Source organism: Streptomyces gilvus, from assembly GCF_022513565.1.
GTDB classification, from domain to species: domain Bacteria; phylum Actinomycetota; class Actinomycetes; order Streptomycetales; family Streptomycetaceae; genus Streptomyces; species Streptomyces gilvus.
This window is the reverse complement of sequence record NZ_JAKWBE010000025.1, coordinates 58,924-80,896: the sequence shown is the minus strand read 5'-3', so window position 1 is coordinate 80,896 and position 21,973 is coordinate 58,924. Positions and strand designations below refer to the sequence as shown.

General features: G+C 69.8%; 17 protein-coding genes. 15 read left to right on the top strand and 2 right to left on the bottom strand.

Annotated elements, in window-relative coordinates; all coding sequences use genetic code 11:
• Window positions 1-177 precede the first annotated feature (177 nt).
• Genes MKW14_RS30470 through nuoN form a run of 14 tightly spaced genes read left to right on the top strand, consistent with a single transcriptional unit; the run spans window position 178 to window position 16,232 of the window.
• The gene (locus MKW14_RS30470; protein WP_003992243.1) at window positions 178-537 is read left to right on the top strand and encodes an NADH-quinone oxidoreductase subunit A; all 360 of its coding nucleotides are present in this window, start codon (window positions 178-180) and stop codon (window positions 535-537) included.
• Between the two features lie 15 nt (window positions 538-552).
• On the top strand, window positions 553-1,107 hold the full coding sequence (locus MKW14_RS30465; protein ID WP_043442859.1) for a NuoB/complex I 20 kDa subunit family protein: 555 nt from the start codon (window positions 553-555) through the stop codon (window positions 1,105-1,107).
• Window positions 1,104-1,865, top strand: a complete 762-nt coding sequence (locus tag MKW14_RS30460; RefSeq protein ID WP_240867936.1) for an NADH-quinone oxidoreductase subunit C — start codon at window positions 1,104-1,106, stop codon at window positions 1,863-1,865. Before MKW14_RS30465 ends, MKW14_RS30460 begins: the two co-directional genes overlap by 4 nt.
• Window positions 1,862-3,193 carry an NADH-quinone oxidoreductase subunit D gene (locus MKW14_RS30455; RefSeq protein WP_240867935.1) on the top strand — a complete coding sequence of 444 codons (1,332 nt, stop codon included), beginning with the start codon at window positions 1,862-1,864 and terminating at the stop codon, window positions 3,191-3,193. Before MKW14_RS30460 ends, MKW14_RS30455 begins: the two co-directional genes overlap by 4 nt.
• On the top strand, window positions 3,190-4,059 hold the full coding sequence (gene nuoE / locus MKW14_RS30450; protein ID WP_240867933.1) for an NADH-quinone oxidoreductase subunit NuoE: 870 nt from the start codon (window positions 3,190-3,192) through the stop codon (window positions 4,057-4,059). Before MKW14_RS30455 ends, nuoE begins: the two co-directional genes overlap by 4 nt.
• On the top strand, window positions 4,059-5,405 hold the full coding sequence (gene nuoF / locus MKW14_RS30445) for an NADH-quinone oxidoreductase subunit NuoF (RefSeq protein WP_276622216.1): 1,347 nt from the start codon (window positions 4,059-4,061) through the stop codon (window positions 5,403-5,405). The genes nuoE and nuoF overlap by 1 nt, the downstream gene beginning before the upstream one ends.
• Window positions 5,402-7,906, top strand: coding sequence for an NADH-quinone oxidoreductase subunit G (locus MKW14_RS30440; RefSeq protein WP_240867927.1), 2,505 nt, complete (start codon window positions 5,402-5,404; stop codon window positions 7,904-7,906). The genes nuoF and MKW14_RS30440 overlap by 4 nt, the downstream gene beginning before the upstream one ends.
• Window positions 7,903-9,267: an NADH-quinone oxidoreductase subunit NuoH gene (nuoH, locus tag MKW14_RS30435; RefSeq protein WP_240867922.1), complete on the top strand. Its 1,365-nt coding sequence runs from the start codon at window positions 7,903-7,905 to the stop codon at window positions 9,265-9,267. Before MKW14_RS30440 ends, nuoH begins: the two co-directional genes overlap by 4 nt.
• Window positions 9,260-9,901 carry an NADH-quinone oxidoreductase subunit NuoI gene (gene nuoI, locus MKW14_RS30430; RefSeq protein WP_240867919.1) on the top strand — a complete coding sequence of 214 codons (642 nt, stop codon included), beginning with the start codon at window positions 9,260-9,262 and terminating at the stop codon, window positions 9,899-9,901. The genes nuoH and nuoI overlap by 8 nt, the downstream gene beginning before the upstream one ends.
• Window positions 9,898-10,740, top strand: a complete 843-nt coding sequence (locus tag MKW14_RS30425; RefSeq protein ID WP_240867917.1) for an NADH-quinone oxidoreductase subunit J — start codon at window positions 9,898-9,900, stop codon at window positions 10,738-10,740. Before nuoI ends, MKW14_RS30425 begins: the two co-directional genes overlap by 4 nt.
• Window positions 10,737-11,036, top strand: a complete 300-nt coding sequence (gene nuoK, locus MKW14_RS30420) for an NADH-quinone oxidoreductase subunit NuoK (protein ID WP_016437642.1) — start codon at window positions 10,737-10,739, stop codon at window positions 11,034-11,036. The genes MKW14_RS30425 and nuoK overlap by 4 nt, the downstream gene beginning before the upstream one ends.
• A gap of 14 nt (window positions 11,037-11,050) precedes the next feature.
• The gene (gene nuoL, locus MKW14_RS30415) at window positions 11,051-12,997 is read left to right on the top strand and encodes an NADH-quinone oxidoreductase subunit L (protein WP_240867914.1); all 1,947 of its coding nucleotides are present in this window, start codon (window positions 11,051-11,053) and stop codon (window positions 12,995-12,997) included.
• Between the two features lie 5 nt (window positions 12,998-13,002).
• Window positions 13,003-14,577, top strand: coding sequence for an NADH-quinone oxidoreductase subunit M (locus MKW14_RS30410; RefSeq protein ID WP_240867912.1), 1,575 nt, complete (start codon window positions 13,003-13,005; stop codon window positions 14,575-14,577).
• The gene (gene nuoN / locus MKW14_RS30405) at window positions 14,574-16,232 is read left to right on the top strand and encodes an NADH-quinone oxidoreductase subunit NuoN (protein WP_240867910.1); all 1,659 of its coding nucleotides are present in this window, start codon (window positions 14,574-14,576) and stop codon (window positions 16,230-16,232) included. Before MKW14_RS30410 ends, nuoN begins: the two co-directional genes overlap by 4 nt.
• A gap of 66 nt (window positions 16,233-16,298) precedes the next feature.
• Here nuoN and MKW14_RS30400 read toward each other — a convergent pair whose 3' ends face one another.
• A complete protein-coding gene (locus MKW14_RS30400; protein ID WP_240867909.1) occupies window positions 16,299-16,799 on the bottom strand; it encodes a hypothetical protein in 501 nt (166 codons plus the stop codon).
• A 209-nt stretch (window positions 16,800-17,008) separates the two neighbouring features.
• Between MKW14_RS30400 and recQ the strand changes: the two genes are divergently transcribed.
• The gene (recQ, locus tag MKW14_RS30395; protein ID WP_240868055.1) at window positions 17,009-19,054 is read left to right on the top strand and encodes a DNA helicase RecQ; all 2,046 of its coding nucleotides are present in this window, start codon (window positions 17,009-17,011) and stop codon (window positions 19,052-19,054) included.
• Between the two features lie 36 nt (window positions 19,055-19,090).
• Here recQ and MKW14_RS30390 read toward each other — a convergent pair whose 3' ends face one another.
• Window positions 19,091-21,955 (bottom strand): fumarate reductase/succinate dehydrogenase flavoprotein subunit, encoded by a 2,865-nt coding sequence (locus tag MKW14_RS30390; protein WP_240867907.1) that lies wholly within the window; start codon window positions 21,953-21,955, stop codon window positions 19,091-19,093.
• Window positions 21,956-21,973 lie beyond the last annotated feature (18 nt).

The window sequence follows — 21,973 nt, the reverse complement described above, 5'->3', positions numbered from 1 at the left end:
CCCCGTGTCGCAGATCACAGAGCGTCGGGCATAAGATGCGTGGCAGTTGGGCTTGTGACCTGCTTCACATGTTCTCGATCTTCGCCGGGACGCAGCGGGGTGAGAGAGACGTATGAGGCCGGTGTGAGTCCGATGCCATCGCCAGCAGTCAGTGCCGACTGAGAGGAGCGAGGAGCGGTGAACGCCTATGCGCCCATCCTCGTACTGGGAGCCCTCGGGGCAGGCTTTGCGATCTTCTCCGTGGTCATGGCCACGCTGATCGGTCCGAAGCGGTACAACCGGGCCAAGCTCGAGGCCTACGAGTGCGGTATCGAGCCGACCCCCACGCCGGCCGGCGGCGGGCGCTTCCCCATCAAGTACTACCTGACGGCGATGCTCTTCATCGTCTTCGACATCGAGATCGTCTTCCTCTACCCCTGGGCCGTCACCTTCGACGCCCTGGGGATCTTCGGGCTCGTGGAGATGCTGCTCTTCGTGCTCACCGTCTTCGTCGCGTACGCGTACGTATGGCGGCGCGGCGGCCTGGAATGGGACTGAGGGGCCTTTAACGACATGGGACTCGAAGAAAAGCTGCCGAGCGGCTTCCTGCTGACCACCGTCGAGCAGGCCGCGGGCTGGGTGCGCAAGTCGTCCGTCTTCCCGGCCACCTTCGGCCTGGCCTGCTGCGCCATCGAGATGATGACGACCGGCGCCGGACGCTACGACCTGGCGCGCTTCGGCATGGAGGTCTTCCGCGGTTCGCCCCGCCAGGCGGACCTGATGATCGTCGCGGGCCGGGTCAGCCAGAAGATGGCGCCGGTGCTCAGGCAGGTCTACGACCAGATGCCGAACCCCAAGTGGGTGATCTCCATGGGGGTCTGCGCCTCCTCGGGCGGCATGTTCAACAACTACGCGATCGTCCAGGGCGTCGACCACATCGTCCCGGTCGACATCTATCTCCCCGGCTGCCCGCCGCGGCCCGAGATGCTGATGGACGCCATCCTCAAGCTGCACCACAAGATCCAGACCTCCAAGCTCGGCGTGAACGCCGAGGAGGCGGCCCGCGAGGCGGAGGAAGCGGCGCTCAAGGCCCTGCCCACGATCGAGATGAAGGGGCTGCTGCGGTGAGCGACGCGAACGGCACCGGCGCGAACGGTTCCGCGAACGGGGTGAACCCCGAGAAGGACCTCGGCGCCTCCAACCTCCCCGGCCAGCGCGGCGAGGGCGGCGAGGAGATCCGCGTCCAGCGCGGCATGTTCGGCGCCGGCAATGGCGGCGACACCTCCGGCTACGGCGGCCTGGTCCGCTCGGTCCGTCTCCCGGGACCGGCGGCCCGCCCCTACGGCGGTTGGTTCGACGAGGTCGCCGACGAACTGGAGGGCGCCCTGGAGGAACAGGGACTGCTCCCCGACAACGCCATCGAGAAGACGGTCGTCGACCGCGGCGAACTCACCTTCCACATCGAGCGCGAGCACCTGCTGCGCGTCGCCCGCACCCTGCGCGACGACCCGGCCCTGCGCTTCGAGCTGTGCACCGGCGTCAGCGGCGTCCACTACCTCCACGACAAGGGCCGCGAGCTGCACGCCGTCTACCACCTGCGCTCGATCACCCACAACCGGCTGATCCGCCTCGAGGTCAGCGCCCCGGACGCGGACCCGCACATCCCGTCCCTGGTCTCCGTGTACCCGACCAACGACTGGCACGAGCGCGAGACCTACGACTTCTTCGGGATCGTCTTCGACGGTCACCCGGCCCTGACCCGGATCATGATGCCGGACGACTGGCAGGGCCATCCGCAGCGCAAGGACTACCCCCTCGGCGGCATCCCCGTCGAGTACAAGGGCGCCCAGATCCCGGCTCCGGACCAGCGGAGGTCGTACTCGTGAGCACTTCGCACGCATCCGCCGCCTCGGCGCGCGAGACCACCGAGGGCACCGTCTACACGGTCACCGGTGGCGACTGGGACGAGGTCGTCCAGTCCGCCGCCCGCGCCGACGACGAACGCATCGTCGTCAACATGGGCCCCCAGCACCCCTCCACCCACGGAGTGCTGCGCCTGATCCTGGAGATCGACGGCGAGACGGTCACCGAGGCCCGCTGCGGCATCGGCTACCTCCACACCGGCATCGAGAAGAACCTCGAGTTCCGCACGTGGACGCAGGGCACCACGTTCGTGACGCGCATGGACTACCTGACGTCCTTCTTCAACGAGACCTCCTACTGTCTCGCCGTCGAGAAGCTCCTCGGCATCGAGGATCAGATCACCGAGCGCGCCAAGATCATCCGGGTGCTCCTGATGGAGCTGAACCGGCTCTCCTCGCACCTGGTGTGCATCGCCACCGGCGGTATGGAGCTCGGCGCCACCACGATCATGATCTACGGATTCCGTGATCGTGAAATGATTCTCGACATCTACGAGCTCATCACGGGCCTGCGCATGAACCACGCGTACATCCGGCCCGGCGGACTCGCCCAGGACCTGCCGCCCGGCGCGGTGGACCACATCCGCGAGTTCGTGAAGAAGATGAGGAAGAACCTCCCGGAGTACGACAAGCTCGCCACCGGGAACCCCATCTTCAAGGCCCGTATGCAGGACGTCGGCTACCTCGACCTGGCCGGCTGCATGGCCCTCGGCGCGACGGGACCGATCCTGCGCTCCACCGGCCTGCCGCACGACCTGCGCAAGGCACAGCCCTACTGCGGCTACGAGACCTACGACTTCGAGATCCCGACCGCCGACACCTGCGACTCCTACGGGCGCTTCCTGGTCCGCCTGGAGGAGATGCGCCAGTCGCTGGGGATCATCGAGCAGTGCCTGGACCGGCTGCAGCCCGGGCCGGTCATGGTCGCCGACAAGAAGATCGCCTGGCCCGCCCAGCTCGCCCTGGGACCGGACGGGCTCGGCAACTCCCTCGACCACATCAAGAAGATCATGGGCACCTCCATGGAGGCCCTGATCCACCACTTCAAGCTGGTCACGGAGGGCTTCCGCGTCCCGCCGGGACAGGCGTACGCGGCCGTCGAGTCACCCAAGGGCGAACTCGGGGTGCACGCCGTGTCCGACGGCGGCACCCGCCCCTTCCGGGTCCACTTCCGCGACCCGTCCTTCACCAACCTGCAGGCCATGGCGGCGATGTGCGAGGGCGGCCAGGTCGCCGACGTCATCGTCGCCGTCGCGTCCATCGACCCCGTGATGGGAGGCGTCGACCGGTGACCACCAGTTCTTCCGAGCGGGGCGTCAGCCTGGGCATGCCCGAACTGCCCGCGCCCGCCTACCCGGACGACGTCCGAGCCCGGCTGGAGACGGACGCGCGCGAGATCGTCGCCCGCTACCCCGACTCCCGCTCGGCCCTGCTGCCGTTGCTGCATCTCGTGCAGTCGGCGGAGGGCCATGTCACGCGCACCGGGATGCAGTTCTGCGCGGACGTGCTGGATCTGACCACGGCCGAGGTCACCGCCGTCGCGACCTTCTACACGATGTACCGGCGCAAGCCGAGCGGTGACTACCAGGTGGGCGTCTGCACCAACACGCTGTGTGCGGTGATGGGCGGCGACGCGATCTTCGAGGAGCTGCAGGAGCACCTCGGGGTCGGCAACGGCGAGACCACCGAGGACGGCAAGGTCACCCTGGAGCACATCGAGTGCAACGCGGCCTGCGACTTCGCGCCGGTGGTGATGGTCAACTGGGAGTTCTTCGACAACCAGTCCCCGGCCAGCGCCAAGCGCCTCGTCGACGACCTGCGCGCGGGACGGGAGGTCGAGCCCACGCGCGGGGCGCGCCTGTGCACCTTCAAGGAGACCGCGCGGATCCTGGCCGGCTTCCCCGACGAGCGGCCAGGGGCCGTCGAGGCAAGCGGCAGTGCGGGACCGGCGTCGCTGGTGGGCCTCCGCCTGGCAAGGGGAGAGACCGCACCCGCGCGCGTGGTCCATCCACGGGACGGCGGACCGCACGACGAGCAGGACAGGGCCGTGCACGAGCCCTCTCCGAGCGAGCACCTCAGCTCACACGACGCGCCACAGGACACGTCGGCCTCCGACCCCGCCCACCCGGCAGGGCCTGCCGCCGAGGAGGGGGAGTGATGACCTTGGCACCCGAACTCAAAGACACCAGCCCCGAGAAGCTGCTCGCACCCGTGCTGTCGGCCTTCTGGGACGAGGACAAGTCCTGGACGCTGGACGTCTACCGAAGGCACGAGGGCTACGAGGGGCTCCGCAAGGCGCTCGCCATGTCGCCGGACGACCTGATCGCGTACGTCAAGGACTCCGGTCTGCGCGGCCGCGGTGGCGCGGGATTCCCGACGGGAATGAAATGGCAGTTCATTCCCCAGGGTGATGGAAAGCCACACTATCTAGTTGTCAACGCCGACGAATCGGAGCCAGGGACGTGCAAGGACATCCCGCTCCTCTTCGCGAACCCGCACAGCCTCATCGAGGGCATTGTCATCGCGTGTTATGCCATCAGGTCGTCGCATGCCTTCATCTATCTGCGTGGTGAAGTCGTCCCCGTTCTGCGGCGGTTGCACGAGGCCGTGCGCGAGGCCTACGCGGCGGGCTACCTCGGCGAGAACATCCTGGGCAGCGGGCTGAACCTGGAACTCACCGTGCACGCCGGCGCCGGCGCGTACATCTGCGGTGAGGAGACCGCACTGCTCGACTCGCTCGAAGGCCGCCGTGGTCAACCGCGGCTCCGTCCCCCCTTCCCTGCGGTGGCGGGCCTCTATGCGTGCCCGACTGTTGTGAACAACGTCGAGTCGATCGCGTCGGTTCCCGCGATTCTGCATCGGGGCAAAGAATGGTTCCGGTCGATGGGCAGCGAGAAGTCCCCGGGCTTCACGCTCTACTCGCTCAGCGGCCATGTCGCGAGCCCCGGCCAGTACGAGGCCCCGCTCGGCATCACGCTCCGCCAGCTGCTCGAGATGAGCGGCGGGATGCGGCCGGGGCACCGGCTGAAGTTCTGGACGCCGGGCGGTTCCTCGACGCCGATGTTCACCGACGAGCACCTCGACGTGCCCCTCGACTACGAGGGCGTGGGCGCCGCCGGCTCGATGCTCGGCACCAAGGCCCTGCAGTGCTTCGACGAGACGACCTGCGTGGTCCGCGCCGTCACCCGCTGGACCGAGTTCTACGCCCACGAGTCCTGCGGCAAGTGCACACCGTGCCGTGAAGGCACCTACTGGCTCGTGCAGTTGCTGCGCGACATCGAGGCCGGCAAGGGCACCATGTCCGACCTCGACAAGCTGAACGACATCGCCGACAACATCAACGGCAAGTCGTTCTGCGCCCTCGGCGACGGCGCCGCCTCGCCGATCTTCTCCTCGCTCAAGTACTTCCGCGAGGAGTACGAGCAGCACATCACCGGCCGGGGCTGCCCCTTCGACCCGGCGAAGTCGACGGCCTGGGCCGACCGCCCGGAGGTGAACGCATGACCGTGACCACCAGCGCTCCCTCGGGAGGGGGAGAGGCGGCGGTCCCGCCGGAAGATCTCGTGACGCTGACCATCGACGGCGCCGAGATCAGCGTGCCCAAGGGCACCCTGGTCATCCGGGCCGCCGAACAGCTCGGCATCGAGATCCCCCGCTTCTGCGACCACCCCCTCCTCGACCCGGCCGGCGCCTGCCGCCAGTGCATCGTCGAGGTCGAGGGCCAGCGCAAGCCGATGGCGTCCTGCACCATCACGTGCACCGACGGCATGGTCGTCAAGACGCACCTCACCTCACCGGTCGCCGAGAAGGCCCAGCACGGGGTGATGGAGCTGCTGCTCATCAACCACCCCCTGGACTGCCCGGTCTGCGACAAGGGCGGCGAGTGCCCGCTGCAGAACCAGGCCATGTCGCACGGCCAGGCCGAGTCGCGGTTCGAGGGCAGGAAGCGGACGTACGAGAAGCCCGTCCCCATCTCCACGCAGGTGCTGCTCGACCGTGAGCGGTGCGTGCTGTGCGCCCGCTGCACCCGCTTCTCCAACCAGGTCGCGGGCGACCCGATGATCGAGCTGCTGGAACGCGGCGCGCTGCAGCAGGTCGGCACCGGCGAGGGCGACCCCTTCGAGTCGTACTTCTCCGGCAACACCATCCAGATCTGCCCGGTCGGCGCGCTGACCTCGGCGGCGTACCGATTCCGCTCCCGCCCCTTCGACCTGGTCTCCTCGCCGTCGGTCTGCGAGCACTGCTCCGGCGGCTGCGCCACCCGCACCGACCACCGGCGCGGCAAGGTCATGCGGCGCCTCGCCGCCAACGACCCCGAGGTCAACGAGGAGTGGATCTGCGACAAGGGCCGCTTCGCGTTCCGGTACGCGCAGCAGCGCGACCGGCTCGAGACGCCGCTGGTGCGCAACGCCGAGGGCGACCTCGAACCGGCCTCCTGGCCGGAGGCGCTGCAGATCGCGGCCCAGGGCCTGCTCGCCTCGCGCGGCCGCACCGGCGTCCTCACCGGCGGCCGCCTCACCGTCGAGGACGCCTACGCGTACAGCAAGTTCGCGCGCGTGGCGCTCGACACGAACGACATCGACTTCCGCGCGCGCGTGCACAGCAGCGAGGAAGCCGACTTCCTGGCGGCCCGGATCGCCGGGCACGGCCGTGACCTCGACGGTACGGGCGTCACGTACACCTCCCTGGAGGAGGCGCCGGCCGTCCTGCTGGTCGGGTTCGAGGCCGAGGAGGAGGCGCCCGGCGTCTTCCTGAGGCTGCGCAAGGCCTGGCGCAGGCACGGGCAGAAGGTGTTCTCGCTGGCCACGCACACCACGCGCGGCCTGGAGAAGGCGGGCGGCACCCTGCTTCCCGCGGCGCCGGGCACCGAGACCGAATGGCTGGACGCGCTCGCGAGCGGGGTCGGCCTGGACGGCGACGGTTCGACGGCCGCGGAGGCGCTGCGCGGCGAGGGCGCGGTCATCGTCGTCGGCGAGCGGCTGGCAGCCGTCGCGGGCGGCCTTACCGCCGCCGAACGGGCCGCCTCCGCCACCGGCGCCCAGCTGGTGTGGATCCCGCGGCGCGCGGGAGAGCGCGGCGCCGTCGAGGCGGGCGCGCTGCCGTCGCTGCTGCCCGGCGGACGCCCGGCGACCGACCCACGCGCGCGTGAAGAGGTCGCCGCGGCCTGGGGGCTCGCCGAACTCCCGCACCGCTACGGCCGCGACACCAGCCAGATCGTCGAGGCCGCGGCCAGCGGCGAACTGCAGGCCCTGCTGGTCGCGGGCGTCGAGATCACCGACCTGCCCGACCCGGCACGCGCACGTGAAGCCCTTCACGAGGCCGGGTTCGTGGTGTCGCTGGAGCTGCGGCCCAGCGAGGTCAGCGAACACGCCAGCGTCGTCCTGCCGGTCGCCGCGGTCGCCGAGAAGCCGGGCACCTTCCTCAACTGGGAAGGCCGCGTGCGCTTCTTCGAGGCCGCGCTCAAGCCCGACCAGATGACCCGGCGTCTCGCGCCGAGCGACGCGCGCGTGCTGCAGATGCTGGCCGACGCCATGGACGTCCACCTGGGCCTGCCGGATCTGCGCACCATCCGCGCGGAGATCGACCGGCTCGGCCCCTGGGACGGCCCGCGCGGCGGCGGATCCCTGGAGAGCGGGGGCGTACTGCCGCGGCCGGCGGCCGGAGAGGCCGTGCTCGCCGGCCACCGTCTCCTGCTCGACCTCGGCGTCCTCCAGCAGGGCGACGAGGCGCTCGCCGGAACCCGGCACGCCGCCCACGCGCGTGTGTCGGCCGCGACGGCTGCCGAGGCGGGCGTCAAGGACGGCGGCGTCCTCGCCGTGACCGGTCCCGCCGGAACGACCGAACTGCCCCTGCGGATCACGGAGATGCCCGACCGGGTGGTCTGGCTTCCACTGAACTCCGCCGGCAGCGGCGTCGCCTCCGACACCGGGGCGCTGCCCGGCGCCCTCGTCCGCATCGGCCCGGCGACGTCCGTCGGCGAGGCCCCGAAGGAGGTGGAGGCATGAGCCCGTACCTCGCCGCTGAAGACCTCTCGATGTTCGGCCGCGACCCCTGGTGGCTGGTCGTCGTCAAGGCCGTCTTCTGCTTCGCCTTCCTGATGGTGACCGTGCTGTTCTCCATCGTGTGGGAGCGCAAGGTCGTCGCCTGGATGCAGTTGCGCATCGGCCCCAACCGGCACGGCCCCTGGGGCATGCTCCAGTCGCTCGCCGACGGCATCAAGCTGATGCTGAAGGAAGACGTCATCGTCAAGCGCGCCGACAAGGTCGTCTACGTCCTCGCGCCGATCGTCGCGGCCATCCCGGCCTTCATGGCGATCGCGGTGATCCCCTTCGGCCCGGCCGGCAACGAGATCTCGATCTTCGGCCACCGCACCACGATGCAGCTCACCGACCTGCCGATCGCGATGCTCTACATCCTCGCGGTCGCCTCGGTCGGCATCTACGGCATCGTGCTCGCGGGCTGGAGCTCCGGATCCACCTACCCGCTGCTGGGCGGTCTGCGCTCCTGCGCGCAGATGATCTCCTACGAGATCGCCATGGGCGCCGCCTTCGCCTCGGTGTTCCTCTACTCGGGCTCGATGTCGACCTCGACGATCGTCGAACAGCAGCACGACCGCTGGTACATCCTGCTGCTGCCGGTCTCCTTCATCCTCTACATCGTCACCATGGTCGGCGAGACCAACCGCGCCCCCTTCGACATGCCGGAGTCCGAGGGCGACCTGGTCGGCGGCTTCAACACCGAGTACTCGTCGATCAAGTTCGCGATGTTCATGCTCGCCGAGTACGTCAACATGGTGACCGTCTCGGCCGTGTCGACCACGCTCTTCCTCGGCGGCTGGCGCGCCCCCTGGCCGATCAGCACCTTCTGGGAGGGCGCCAACCACGGCTGGTGGCCGCTGCTCTGGTTCGTGATCAAGGTGCAGCTGCTGCTGTTCTTCTTCATCTGGCTGCGCGGCACGCTCCCGCGGGTCCGCTACGACCAGCTGATGAAGCTCGGCTGGAAGGTCCTCATCCCCGTCTCGGTGGTCTGGCTGATGCTGGTCGCGACCGTGCGGGCGCTGAGGAACGAGAACTACGACTTCGCCGACATCGCCCTCTACATCGCCGGCGGCGTCCTCGCCCTGCTGCTCCTGTCCTTCATCGTCGACATGTTCCGCGAGAAGGCCAGGGAGAGCGAACAGCCCGCCGCGCAACCCGCCGGATTCGACCCCATGGCGGGCGGATTCCCCGTACCGCCACTGCCCGGACAGGAGCTTCCGCCCGTGCCGAGGCGCAGCCCGCGCCGGGAGCGGGAGCTCATTGTCAGTGGTGGGTCGGATACTGCCAGTGACGGATCTTCGGATGGAAAGGAGGCGTCCGATGGCTGAGGAGCCGAAGGAGACCAAGCCCGGTTTCATGAACCCTGTCGCCGGCTTCGGCGTGACCTTCAAGGCCATGTTCAAGAAGCGGCTGACCGAGCAGTACCCGGAGCAGAAGAAGACCACCGCTCCGCGGTTCCACGGACGGCACCAGCTCAACCGCCATCCGGACGGCCTGGAGAAGTGCGTCGGCTGCGAGCTGTGCGCCTGGGCCTGCCCCGCCGACGCCATCTACGTGGAGGGCGCCGACAACACGGACGAGGAGCGCTACTCGCCCGGCGAGCGGTACGGGCGCGTGTACCAGATCAACTACGCCCGCTGCATCCTGTGCGGCCTGTGCATCGAGGCGTGCCCCACCCGCGCGCTCACGATGACCAACGAGTTCGAACTGGCCGACTCCAGTCGCGCCAACCTCATCTACACCAAGGAGCAGTTGCTCGCCGGTCTGGAAGAGGGCATGGTCGACTCCCCGCACGCGATCTACCCGGGGACCGACGAACAGGACTACTACCGGGGCCTGGTGACCGAGGCCGCGCCGGGCACGGTGCGGCAGGTGGCGCTGTCCAAGGGCGAGGTCCCGCAGGAGGCCGCCTCCACCTTCGGCGAGGAAGAGCCCGCGTCGGAGAAGGTGATCGGCCGATGAGCCCGCTGCAGCTCGCCGCCTACTCCACCTCCACCGGAGAGGCCTTCCAGTTCTGGGTCCTCGGCACCGTCGCCGTGATCGGCGCCCTGTCCACCGTCTTCATGAAGAAGGCCGTGCACAGCGCGCTGTCCCTCGCCGGCACCATGATCGTCCTGGCGGTCTTCTACCTCGCCAACGGCGCCTACTTCCTGGGGATCGTGCAGATCGTCGTCTACACCGGGGCGATCATGATGCTGTTCCTCTTCGTGGTGATGCTCGTCGGCGTGACGGCCGCGGACTCGCTGAAGGAGACCATCAAGGGCCAGCGCTGGCTGGCCCTTCTGTGCGGCCTCGGCTTCGGCATCCTGCTGCTCGCCGGGATCGGCAACGCCTCCCTCAAGCAGTTCGACGGCCTGGCCGAGGCGAACGCGAACGGCAACGTGCAGGGCCTCGCCGCCCTGATCTTCACCAAGTACGTCTTCGCCTTCGAGATCACCGGCGCCCTGCTCATCACGGCCGCCGTCGGCGCCATGGTGCTCACCCACCGCGAGCGCACCGAACGCGCCAAGACCCAGCGCGAGCTGTCCGAAGAGCGCGTGCGCGAGGGCAAGCACGTGCCGCCGCTGCCGGCCCCCGGTGTGTACGCCCGGCACAACGCGGTCGACATCGCGGGTCTGCTCCCCGACGGCACCCCGTCGGAGCTCACGGTCAGCAAGACGCTGCGCGACCGCGGCCAGATCCGTGACGTGTCCGCCGAGGCGCTCAACGACCTGCGGGCGCTGGAGCAGCGCGCGCAGGAGCGCCTGGAGCGCACCGAGATCGAACCGGCCACCTTCAAGCGGGAGGAGGCGTCGAAGTGAACCCGGTCAACTACCTTTATCTCTCTGCCCTGTTGTTCACGATCGGTGCCACCGGCGTGCTGATCAGGCGCAACGCCATCGTGGTGTTCATGTGCATCGAGCTGATGCTGAACGCCTGCAACCTGGCGTTCGTCACCTTCTCCCGGATGCACGGCAACCTCGACGGCCAGGTCATCGCGTTCTTCACGATGGTCGTCGCCGCAGCGGAGGTCGTGGTCGGGCTCGCGATCATCGTGTCCCTGTTCCGTTCCCGCCACTCGGCCTCGGTCGACGACGCCAGCCTGATGAAGCTCTGAGGGGTCGCTGAATCGTGGAGAACCTGATTGCGCTGCTGGTGGCGGCGCCACTGCTCGGAGCGGCCGTACTGCTGTGCGGCGGCCGGCGGCTCGATGCCGTCGGCCACTGGATCGGCGTCCTGATGTCGACCGCCTCCTTCGTGTTCGCCGTCATCCTCTTCGCCGACCTGCTCGGCAAGGACGCCGAACACCGCACCCTCATGCAGCACCTGTGGACGTGGATCCCCGTCGAGAGCTTCCAGGCGGACGTCACCTTCCGCCTCGACCAGCTCTCGATCACGTTCGTCCTGCTGATCACCGGCGTCGGCTCGCTGATCCACCTGTACTCGGTCGGGTACATGGAGCACGACGAGCGCCGCCGCCGCTTCTTCGGCTATCTGAACCTCTTCCTCGCGGCGATGCTGCTCCTGGTCATCGCCGACAACTACCTGCTGCTGTACGTCGGCTGGGAGGGCGTCGGCCTCGCCTCGTACCTCCTCATCGGCTTCTGGCAGCACAAGCCCAGCGCGGCGACGGCGGCGAAGAAGGCCTTCCTGGTCAACCGCGTCGGCGACATGGGCCTGTCCATCGCGATCATGCTGATGTTCACGACGTTCGGCACCTTCGCCTTCGGACCCGTCTTCAGCCACGCGGGGGACGCCTCGGAGGGCAAGCTCACCGCCATCGCCCTGATGCTCCTGCTCGCCGCCTGCGGCAAGTCCGCCCAGGTGCCGCTGCAGTCCTGGCTCGGGGACGCGATGGAGGGCCCGACCCCGGTCTCGGCCCTCATCCACGCGGCGACGATGGTGACCGCGGGCGTCTACCTGATCGTGCGCTCCGCGTCGATCTTCAACGGCGCGCCGGACGCGCAGACGGCGGTCACCGTGGTCGGAGCCGTCACGCTCCTGTTCGGTGCGATCGTCGGTTGCGCGAAGGACGACATCAAGAAGGCGCTGGCCGGCTCGACCATGTCGCAGATCGGCTACATGGTGCTGGCGGCGGGTCTCGGCCCCATCGGCTACGTCTTCGCGATCATGCACCTGGTGACGCACGGCTTCTTCAAGGCCGGGCTCTTCCTCGGTGCCGGTTCGGTCATGCACGGCATGAACGACGAGGTCGACATGCGCAAGTACGGCGGCCTCCGCAAGTACATGCCGATCACCTTCATCACCTTCGGCCTCGGCTACCTCGCGATCATCGGCTTCCCGTTCCTGTCCGGCTTCTACTCCAAGGACAAGATCATCGAGGCCGCCTTCGCCAAGGGCGGCACCGAGGGCTGGATCCTGGGCACCTGCGCCCTGGTGGGCGCCGCCATCACCGCGTTCTACATGACGCGCGTGATGCTGATGACGTTCTTCGGAGAGGAGCGCTGGAAGAACCAGCCCACCCGCTCGCCCGAGGCGCCGAGCGCGGAGCCCGCCGCCGAGCACCGCGGCGAGCACGCCGAGCCGCACCCGCACGAGTCCCCGAAGGTCATGACGATCCCGATGATCGTGCTGGCTTTCGGCTCGGTCTTCGCCGGCGGGTTCTTCGGCATCGGCGACCGCTTCCTGCACTGGCTGGAGCCCGTCACCGGCCACAGCGAGGGCGACTCCCCGCTCAGCGCGGGGGCCGTCACCGGCGCGACGATGGTCTGCCTGGTCATCGGCGTCGGCATCGCGTACGCCATGTACGGCCGCCGCCCGGTGCCGTCCGTCGCCCCGCGCGGGTCGCTGCTCACCCGGGCCGCCCGGCGCGACCTGCTGCAGGACGACTTCAACCACGTCGTCCTGGTCCGCGGCGGCGAGCACCTCACCCGCTCCCTGGTGTACGTCGACCACACCCTGGTCGACGGCGTCGTCAACGGCACGGCGGCCTCGGTCGGGGGCCTGTCCGGACGGATGCGCAGGCTGCAGAACGGCTTCGCGCGCTCCTACGCGGTCTCGATGTTCGGCGGCGCGGCGATCCTCGTCGCCGCGACCCTGCTGATGAGGGCGGTCTGATACCGATGTCCTTTCCTCTGCTGACAGCGACGGCGGTGCTCCCGGCGATCGGCGCGATCGCCACAGCCGCCGTACCGGCCGCGCGGCGCACCGCCGCCAAGTGGCTGGCGCTGACCGTCTCGCTCGCCACCCTCGCCCTGGCCATCACCGTCCTGGTCCGCTTCGACCCCGACGGCGGCCGTTACCAGCTCACCGAATCCCACGCCTGGATCAAGGACTTCGGGGTCCGGTACGAACTCGGCGTGGACGGCATCGCGGTGGCGCTGATCGCGCTGACCGCCCTGCTGATCCCGTTCATCATCCTCGCGGGCTGGCACGACGCCGACCCGCTGGAGACCGGAAGCCGCCGCTGGCGTCCCACACAGGGCTTCTTCGCCCTGATCCTGGGCGTCGAGGCGATGGTGATCATCTCCTTCGAGGCCACGGACGTCTTTCTCTTCTACATCTTCTTCGAAGCCATGCTCATCCCGATGTACTTCCTCATCGGCGGCTTCGGGGACCGTGCCCACGAGCACGGCGAGGAGGCGGCGTCCACGCAACGGTCCTACGCGGCCGTGAAGTTCCTCCTCTACAACCTGGTCGGCGGCCTCATCATGCTGGCCGCGGTGATCGGCCTGTACGTGGTCGCCGGGAACTTCAGCCTCCAGGAGATCGCCCAGGCCCGCGCGAACGGCTCGCTCCACATGGCGACCAGCACCGAACGCTGGCTGTTCCTCGGTTTCTTCTTCGCCTTCGCGGTGAAGGCGCCGCTGTGGCCGCTGCACACCTGGCTGCCCAACGCCATGCAGGAGTCCACCGCCCCGGTCGCCGTCCTCATCACGGCGGTCGTCGACAAGGTGGGCACCTTCGCGATGCTCCGCTTCTGCCTCCAGCTCTTCCCGGAGGCCAGCAAGTGGGCGACCCCCGTGATCCTCGTCCTGGCGCTCATCAGCATCGTCTACGGCGCGCTGCTCGCGGTCGGCCAGCGGGACATCAAGCGCCTGGTGGCGTACGCGTCGATCTCGCACTTCGGCTTCATCATCATGGGCATCTTCGCGATGACCAGCCAGGGCCAGTCCGGCGCGACGCTCTACATGGTCAACCACGGGATCTCCACGGCCGCGTGGATGCTGCTGGCCGGGTTCCTCATCTCCCGGCGCGGCTCGCGGCTCATCGCCGACTACGGCGGGGTGCAGAAGGTCGCCCCGGTGCTCGCCGGCACGTTCCTGATCGGCACGCTGGCCACGCTCTCCCTGCCGGGGCTCGCGCCCTTCGTGAGCGAGTTCCTCGTCCTGGTCGGCACGTTCACGCGTTACCCGGCGATCGGCATCATCGGCACCTTCGGCATCGTCCTCGCCGCGCTGTACGCCCTCGTCCTCTACCAGCGGACGATGACGGGCCCGGTGAAACCGGAGGTCTCCGCGATGCCCGACCTCAGAGCCCGTGAGCTGGTGGTCGTCGCTCCGCTGATCGTTCTGCTGGTCTTCCTGGGCGTCTACCCGAAGCCGGTGACGGACATCGTCAACCCGGCCGTGAAGTCGACCCTGTCCGACGTACACAAGAAGGACCCCAAGCCCGAGGTGGAGGCGGTGGCCAAGTGAGCGCAGCAGCCGTCCACAGCCTGTGGACAACGGCGGCCACGGCGGCCGAACCGATCTCGAAGATCAACGCGCCGAAGATCGAGTACGGGCAGTTGTCGCCCACCCTGATCGTCGTGGGCGCGGCGATCGTCGGGGTACTGATCGAGGCGTTCGTGCCGCGCAAATCGCGTTACTACGCCCAGGTGTTCGTCTCCGCCGTCGCGCTCGTCGCCGCCTTCGCGGCGGTCGTGGCGCTCGCGGCCGACGGATACGGCACCACCAAGGCGCACATCGCGGCGATGGGCGCGATCGCGGTCGACGGACCGTCCCTGTTCCTGCAGGGCACGATCCTGCTGGCCGGCCTGGTCGGCCTGTTCACCTTCGCCGAGCGGCGCCTGGATCCGGCGGCGCACGGCAACCGGGTCGACTCCTTCGCCGCGCAGGCCGCGTCCGTGCCGGGCAGCGACAGCGAGAAGGCGGCCGTGAAGGCCGGGTTCACCACCACCGAGGTGTTCCCGCTGCTGCTGTTCGCGGTCTCCGGAATGCTGGTCTTCCCCTCGGCCAACGACCTGCTGACCCTCTTCGTGGCCCTGGAGGTCTTCTCCCTCCCGCTCTACCTGCTGTGCGCCCTGGCCCGCCGCAAGCGGCTCATGTCGCAGGAGGCCGCGGTCAAGTACTTCCTGCTCGGCGCCTTCGCCTCGGCGTTCACGCTGTTCGGCATCGCGCTGCTGTACGGGTACGCGGGCTCGGTGTCGTACGGGACGATCGCGCGGGTCGTCGACGGCACGGTCACCAACGTCGACCCGGCGCTCGCGGACACCATGGGCAACGACGCGCTGCTGCTGGTCGGCGGCGCGATGATCGTCATGGGGCTGCTGTTCAAGGTGGGCGCCGTCCCGTTCCACATGTGGACGCCGGACGTCTACCAGGGCGCGCCGACCCCGGTGACCGGGTTCATGGCGGCGGCGACGAAGGTGGCGGCCTTCGGCGCGCTGCTGCGTCTGCTGTACGTCGTCCTGCCCGGCCTGCGCTGGGACTGGCGGCCGGTCATGTGGGCCGTCGCGATCGTCACCATGCTGGGCGGTGCGATCGTCGCGATCACCCAGACGGACATCAAGCGGCTGCTGGCGTACTCGTCGATCGCGCACGCGGGATTCATCCTCGCGGGTGTCATCGCGACCTCGAAGGACGGCGTCTCGTCCGTCCTCTTCTACCTGGCCGCGTACTCCTTCGTGACCATCGGCGCCTTCGCCGTCGTCACCCTGGTGCGCGACGCGGGCGGCGAGGCCACCCATCTGTCCAAGTGGGCCGGACTCGGCCGCCGTTCACCGCTGGTGGCGGCCGTGTTCGCGGTGTTCCTGCTGGCCTTCGCCGGCATCCCGCTGACCTCCGGCTTCGCCGGGAAGTTCGCCGTGTTCAAGGCGGCGGCGGAGGGCGGGGCGGCTCCGCTGGTCGTGATCGGTGTGATCTCGTCCGCGGTCGCGGCCTTCTTCTACATCCGCGTGATCGTGCTGATGTTCTTCAGCGAGCCCAGGCCCGAGGGTCCCACGGTCGCCGTGCCGTCCCCGCTGACGATGACCGCCATCGGGCTCGGTGTGGTGGTCACGCTGGTCCTCGGTATCGCACCGCAGTACTTCCTGGACCTGGCGAGCCAGGCGGGAGTGTTCGTGCGCTGATCTGCCATGCGAGGGCGTGGGCCCCGGATCCCTTTCGCGGGAGCCGGGGCCCTTTGCCGTGCGCGGTCAGGCCGTCGGGCAGGTCACGTCGGGGTTCATCGGTGCGAACAGCCCCTCGGGGTTCGGCTGGTAGATCCAGGCGTGAAGAGTGAAGTAGCCCGGGCGTTGGTCCCGCTGGAAGGTCTGGCCGAACAGGGTCGGTGTGGCCTGCCCCGTGTCCTTGACGATCCACTCCACCGCGACGAGCCGGCGTGCGCTGCCGGTGCCCGGTCCCGCGTAGAGCAGAGCCGCCGGTGTGGCCGGATCGAGTGAACCGACGTACTGCGCATTGACGTAGTGGTAACCCGCGCCGCCCTCGGCCGAAGCGACGCAGTCGTCGGTGGGGAGGTATCCGCCGGCCTCGGCGAACGGCTCGTACGCGTACTGCGCCGTCGTTGTGTACGTCAGGGCCAGGCCGGGCCAGGCGGACAGGTCGGGATCGGGGTCGGCCTGCGCGGGAACGGCCGCGAGGAAGAAGGACGCGGCCGTCGCCACGGCGAGGACGGCTCTGCGGGGCCGAAAGGACATGCTGACACTCCTCTTGAGGTTCGGCGGAGCGGGCCCCCGGTCCCGCCCGAGCAGCTTGTCCCCCGTGGTGTGCGCACGCCACGTGACGACGTCCGTTCGAATGACCACCGAACGTCACCAGGGAGAGCCTGTGGACAACTCCATGACTGTCGGTCCCGGCCCCTATCGTGGAGGCAGTGGTCGAGGGACGACGTACGGGGGACAGGACTATGGGCGGGATGGGCGGGATCAGCGCGATGCCAAGGGTGACCGGGACGGCAGGGGCGACTGAGAGCGAGGCGCTGGCCACGCTGCACCGGGTCTTCGGGTACGAGGCCTTCCGCGGCGAGCAGGAGGCGGTGATCGAGCATGTGGTGGCCGGCGGCGACGCCGTGGTCCTCATGCCGACCGGTGGCGGCAAGTCGCTCTGCTACCAGATCCCGGCCCTGGTCAGGCCCGGTACGGGCGTGGTGGTCTCCCCGCTCATCGCGCTGATGCAGGACCAGGTGGACGCGCTGCGGGCGCTCGGCGTGCGCGCCGGGTTCATGAACTCCACGCAGGACTTCGACGAGCGCAGGGTGGTGGAGGCCGAGTTCCTGGCCGGGGAGCTGGACCTGCTGTACCTGGCGCCGGAGCGGCTCCGGCTCGACTCCACCCTCGATCTCCTCTCCCGCGGCAAGATCTCCGTCTTCGCGATCGACGAGGCGCACTGCGTGTCCCAGTGGGGCCACGACTTCCGCCCCGACTACCTGGCCCTGTCCCTGCTCGGCGAGCGCTGGCCGGACGTGCCGCGCATCGCGCTCACGGCCACGGCCACGCACGCGACGCACCAGGAGATCACCGAGCGGCTGCACATGCCGACGGCCCGGCACTTCGTGGCGAGCTTCGACCGGCCCAACATCCAGTACCGGATCGTGCCCAAGGCCGACCCCAAGAAGCAGCTGCTGGGCTTCCTCAGAGAGGAGCACGCGGGCGACGCGGGCATCGTGTACTGCCTGTCGCGCAAGTCCGTGGAGGCGACGGCGGAGTTCCTCAGCCGCAACGGCATCGAGGCGGTCCCGTACCACGCCGGCCTGGACGCGGGCACGCGCGCGGCGCACCAGGCCCGGTTCCTGCGGGAGGAGGGTCTGGTCGTGGTGGCGACCATCGCCTTCGGCATGGGCATCGACAAGCCGGACGTCCGCTTCGTCGCCCACCTCGACCTGCCCAAGTCGGTCGAGGGCTACTACCAGGAGACGGGCCGCGCGGGCCGCGACGGTCTGCCGTCGACGGCCTGGATGGCGTACGGCCTCAACGACGTCATACAGCAGCGCAAGCTGATCCAGCTCGGCGAGGGCGACGAGGCGTTCCGGCGGCGGGCCGCCGCCCACCTGGACTCGATGCTGGCGCTGTGCGAGACGGCCCGGTGCCGGCGCGGACAGCTGCTGAACTACTTCGGTCAGGAACCCGCCCCGGCCGGCTGCGGCAACTGCGACACCTGCCTGACCCCGCCCGAGACCTGGGACGGCACGGTCGCCGCGCAGAAGGTGCTGTCGACGGTGGTGCGGCTGCAGCGGGAGCGTGGGCAGAAGTTCGGCGCGGTGCAGATCATCGACATCCTCCTGGGCAAGCGCACCGGCAAGGTCATCCAGTTCGACCACGACCAGCTGTCCGTGTTCGGCATCGGCGAGGAGCTGACCGAGGGCGAATGGCGGGGCGTCATACGGCAGTTGCTGGCCCAGGGACTGCTCGCGGTCGAGGGCGAGTACGGCACGCTGGTGCTGACCGAGGCCAGCGGATCGGTGCTGCGGCGCGAGCGGGAGGTGCCGCTGCGCAAGGAGCCGAAGAAGCCGGCGACCTCGCGGTCGGCGTCCTCGTCCACCGGGCGCGGCGAGCGCAAGGCCAAGGCCGCCGCGGTGGAGCTGCCCGAGGCACTGCAGCCGGCGTTCGAGGCCCTGCGCGCCTGGCGCGCCGAGCAGGCCCGGGAGCAGGGCGTCCCGGCGTACGTCATCTTCCACGACGCGACGCTGCGGGAGATCGCCCTGGCCTGGCCGACGTCGGTACGGCAGCTCGGCGGCATCAGCGGCGTCGGTGAGAAGAAGCTGACGACGTACGGGGAGGGTGTGCTGGCGGTACTGGCCTCACTGGGCGATGCCCCGGGTGCGGCTCCGGCGACGGACGGTCAGCAGGCGACGGACGGCCAGGCGACGGACGACAAGCCGGCGGCGGACGACAGACAGACGCACGACGACTGGCCCGAGATGGACACGGAGCCGGAGCCGGACGACTGGATATAGGCGGCCGGGGTGCCGTGGGCTGCCGCCAGGTGACCGTCACAGCGCCCGCGCCGCGTACGCCCTGACGTCCGCGTCGGTGTCCGTCGTGGCCGTGGCGAGGGCCGCGTGGGCGTCGGCGGTGTCGTTGTGCCGGGTCAGGGCCAGTACGGCGGCCTTGCGGACGTCGGCGTTCGGGTCGGCGAGTGCCTTCGCCAGGGCGGGGACGGCCACGTCGGACTCGGCGGCGGACAGCGCGGTCGCGGCGCCCGACCGGACCTGCCACGCGGAGGCGGACAGGGCGGCGACGGCACGTGCGGCCAACGGCGGCGGACACCCGGTCGTACCGAGCGCCCCGTAGGCGGCCCCCTGGACCAGCGCGTCGGGGTCCTGGGCGAGGTCGGCGAGGGCGGCGAGGATGGTGGCCGACGGGCTGCCGGGCACGGTGTCGTCGGAATCGACGGTCCCTGCCGCGTCCTCCGCCCACACCGTCGCCAGTGCCCTGGCGAAGGTCACCCGGACCTCGCGGGACGGGTCGGCGGTGGCGGCCCGGGCCAGTTCCGTGGCGGCGTCGACCGAGACCAGGGCGCGGACGGCCTCGATGCGGACCGGGATCTCCGTGTCGGTCAACGCCCCGGCGAACAGCTCCGCGTCACCCAGGCGCAGGGCGCGCAGGACGTCCAGAGCGGCGGCACGGACGACCGGGTCGGCCACGGTCAGCGCGGCGGCGAGGCCGTCCCGGAGAGCGGCCTCCGCGGGCAGTGTCTCGACGAGTTCGCGGAGTGAGGCGGCGGCCGCGGCCCGCACCTCGGCGGCGCTGTCGCGCAGAGCCTCGGCGAGGGCGGGGCCCGTCCCCGGCGGCACCGTCTCCGTGAGGACGGCGACGGCCTCACGGCGGACGGCGGGCGCCGGGTCGGTCAAGTAGGGCCGCAGAGCGTCGAGTTCGGGTTCCTCCTCGGCGAGGGCGACGAGTTCGAGGAGGCGTGCCGAGGCCCGCTCGGGGTCATCGGGGGACGCGACGTCGGAGGCGGGGGCCGGCGGCGCCACCGACACGCCGCCAGTGACCGCACCCGCCGCCACCGGCACGTCACCTGTGACCGAGCCCGTCGCCACCGGTGCCACGTCCCGTGACCCGGCCGTGGCGACCTGCTCGGCGTGGACCTCGCCGAGGTGGCGGGAGGGGCCGCCCACCGGCGTGAACTCGTCGATGGGCACGAGGTAGGGAGCCACGGGACGGGCCGTGAACTCCATCGCACCGGAGGGGGACTTGTGGAGATCGAGATGGTGGAACCAGGAGGTGTCGTCGCGATGAGGATGGTCCAGGCGGTCGTGGTACAGGCCCCAGCGGGACTCCGTGCGGGCCAGCGACGCGCGCGCGGCCATCTCCGCGCAGTCGCGGATGAAGGTGACCTCGGCGCACCGCATCAGCTCGTGCGGGGTCCGTGCACCCATCGCCGCGATGTCGTCGCGCATCCGCTCGAAGGCCTCGAGGGCGAGCGAGAGCCGGGCACCCGACTTCGGCGGCGCCACGTAGTCGTTCACGAAGCGGCGCAGCTTGTACTCGACCTGGGTCTGCGGCGGGCCGTCCGGATTGCGCAGCGGGCGGTAGATCAGCTCGTGCGCCTCACGCAACTGGTCGGCGGACAACTCCCCTTCGTACGGGGAGTACTGGGCCGCGTCCGCCCCCGCGAGGTCACCGAAGACGAACGCGCCGATCATGTAGTTGTGCGGCACGCAGGCCAGGTCACCGGCGGCGTACAGCCGCGGCACGGTCGTCCGGGCGTGGTCGTCCACCCGTACCCCCGAGGCCGAGTGGCCGCCGCACAGGCCGATCTCGGAGATGTGCATCTCCACGTCGTGGGTGCGGTAGTCGTGGCCGCGGCCGGAGTGGAAGGTCCCGCGCGTGGGCCGCTCCGTGGAGTGCAGGATCGACTCCAGGGCGGAGATCGACTCCTCCGGGAGATGACTCAGCTTCAGGTACACCGGCCCCCGGTCGGACGCGACCTCCGCCGCGAACTCGGCCATCATCTGGCCGGACCAGTAGTCGGAGTCGACGAAGCGTTCGCCGTGCCGGTTGACCTGGTAGCCGCCGAAGGGGTTGGCGACGTAGGCGCAGGCGGGGCCGTTGTAGTCCTTGATCAGCGGGTTGATCTGGAAGCACTCGATGCCGGTGAGCTCGGCGCCCGCGTGGTACGCCATCGCGTAGCCGTCGCCCGCGTTGGTCGGGTTCTCGTAGGTGCCGTACAGGTAGCCGGAGGCGGGGAGTCCGAGGCGGCCGCAGGCGCCGGTCGCCAGGATCACCGCGCCGGCGCGCACCACGACGAACGCGCCCGTACGCGTGTTGAAGCCGACCGCCCCCACGGCCCGCCCGTCCTCGGGGGACGTCAGCACGCGCACCGGCATCACGCGGTTCTCGATGCGGATCCTCTCCCGCATCTCGCGCCGCCGCAGCTGCCGGTACAGGACCTTCTTGACGTCCTTGCCCTCGGGCATCGGCAGCACGTAGGAGCCGGAGCGGTGCACCTGGCGGACCGCGTAGTCGCTGTGCTCGTCCTTCTCGAACTTCACGCCGTACGACTCGAGCCGCTGCACCATGGCGAAGCCGCGGGTGGCGGTCTGGCGGACGGTGGACTGGTCCACGATGCCGTCGTTGGCGCGGGTGATCTCGGCCACGTAGTCGTCGGGCTCGGCGCGGCCGGGGATGACCGCGTTGTTGACGCCGTCCATGCCCATGGCGAGCGCGCCGGAGTGGCGGACGTGGGCCTTCTCCAGCAGCAGCACGTTCGCGCCGTGCTCGGCGGCAGTCAGCGCGGCCATGGTGCCGGCGGTGCCGCCGCCGACGACGAGGACGTCGCAGGAGATCTCCTCCGCCTCGTCGAGGGCGGGGATCTGCAGAGGGGTGTCCACCAGAGTGCCTTTCACCATACGAGTCACCGTCCGGGA

Bases quoted from the DNA above. Each gene is read 5' to 3' on its own strand.
- MKW14_RS30410 (WP_240867912.1), top strand. From the start codon at position 13,003: ATGTCCTTTCCTCTGCTGACAGCGACGGCGGTGCTCCCGGCGATCGGC.
- recQ (WP_240868055.1), top strand. From the start codon at position 17,009: ATGGGCGGGATGGGCGGGATCAGCGCGATGCCAAGGGTGACCGGGACG.
- nuoI (WP_240867919.1), top strand. From the start codon at position 9,260: ATGGCTGAGGAGCCGAAGGAGACCAAGCCCGGTTTCATGAACCCTGTC.
- MKW14_RS30440 (WP_240867927.1), top strand. From the start codon at position 5,402: ATGACCGTGACCACCAGCGCTCCCTCGGGAGGGGGAGAGGCGGCGGTC.
- MKW14_RS30400 (WP_240867909.1), bottom strand. From the start codon at position 16,799: ATGTCCTTTCGGCCCCGCAGAGCCGTCCTCGCCGTGGCGACGGCCGCG.
- MKW14_RS30390 (WP_240867907.1), bottom strand. From the start codon at position 21,955: ATGGTGAAAGGCACTCTGGTGGACACCCCTCTGCAGATCCCCGCCCTC.
- nuoH (WP_240867922.1), top strand. From the start codon at position 7,903: ATGAGCCCGTACCTCGCCGCTGAAGACCTCTCGATGTTCGGCCGCGAC.
- MKW14_RS30465 (WP_043442859.1), top strand. From the start codon at position 553: ATGGGACTCGAAGAAAAGCTGCCGAGCGGCTTCCTGCTGACCACCGTC.
- MKW14_RS30425 (WP_240867917.1), top strand. From the start codon at position 9,898: ATGAGCCCGCTGCAGCTCGCCGCCTACTCCACCTCCACCGGAGAGGCC.
- nuoF (WP_276622216.1), top strand. From the start codon at position 4,059: ATGACCTTGGCACCCGAACTCAAAGACACCAGCCCCGAGAAGCTGCTC.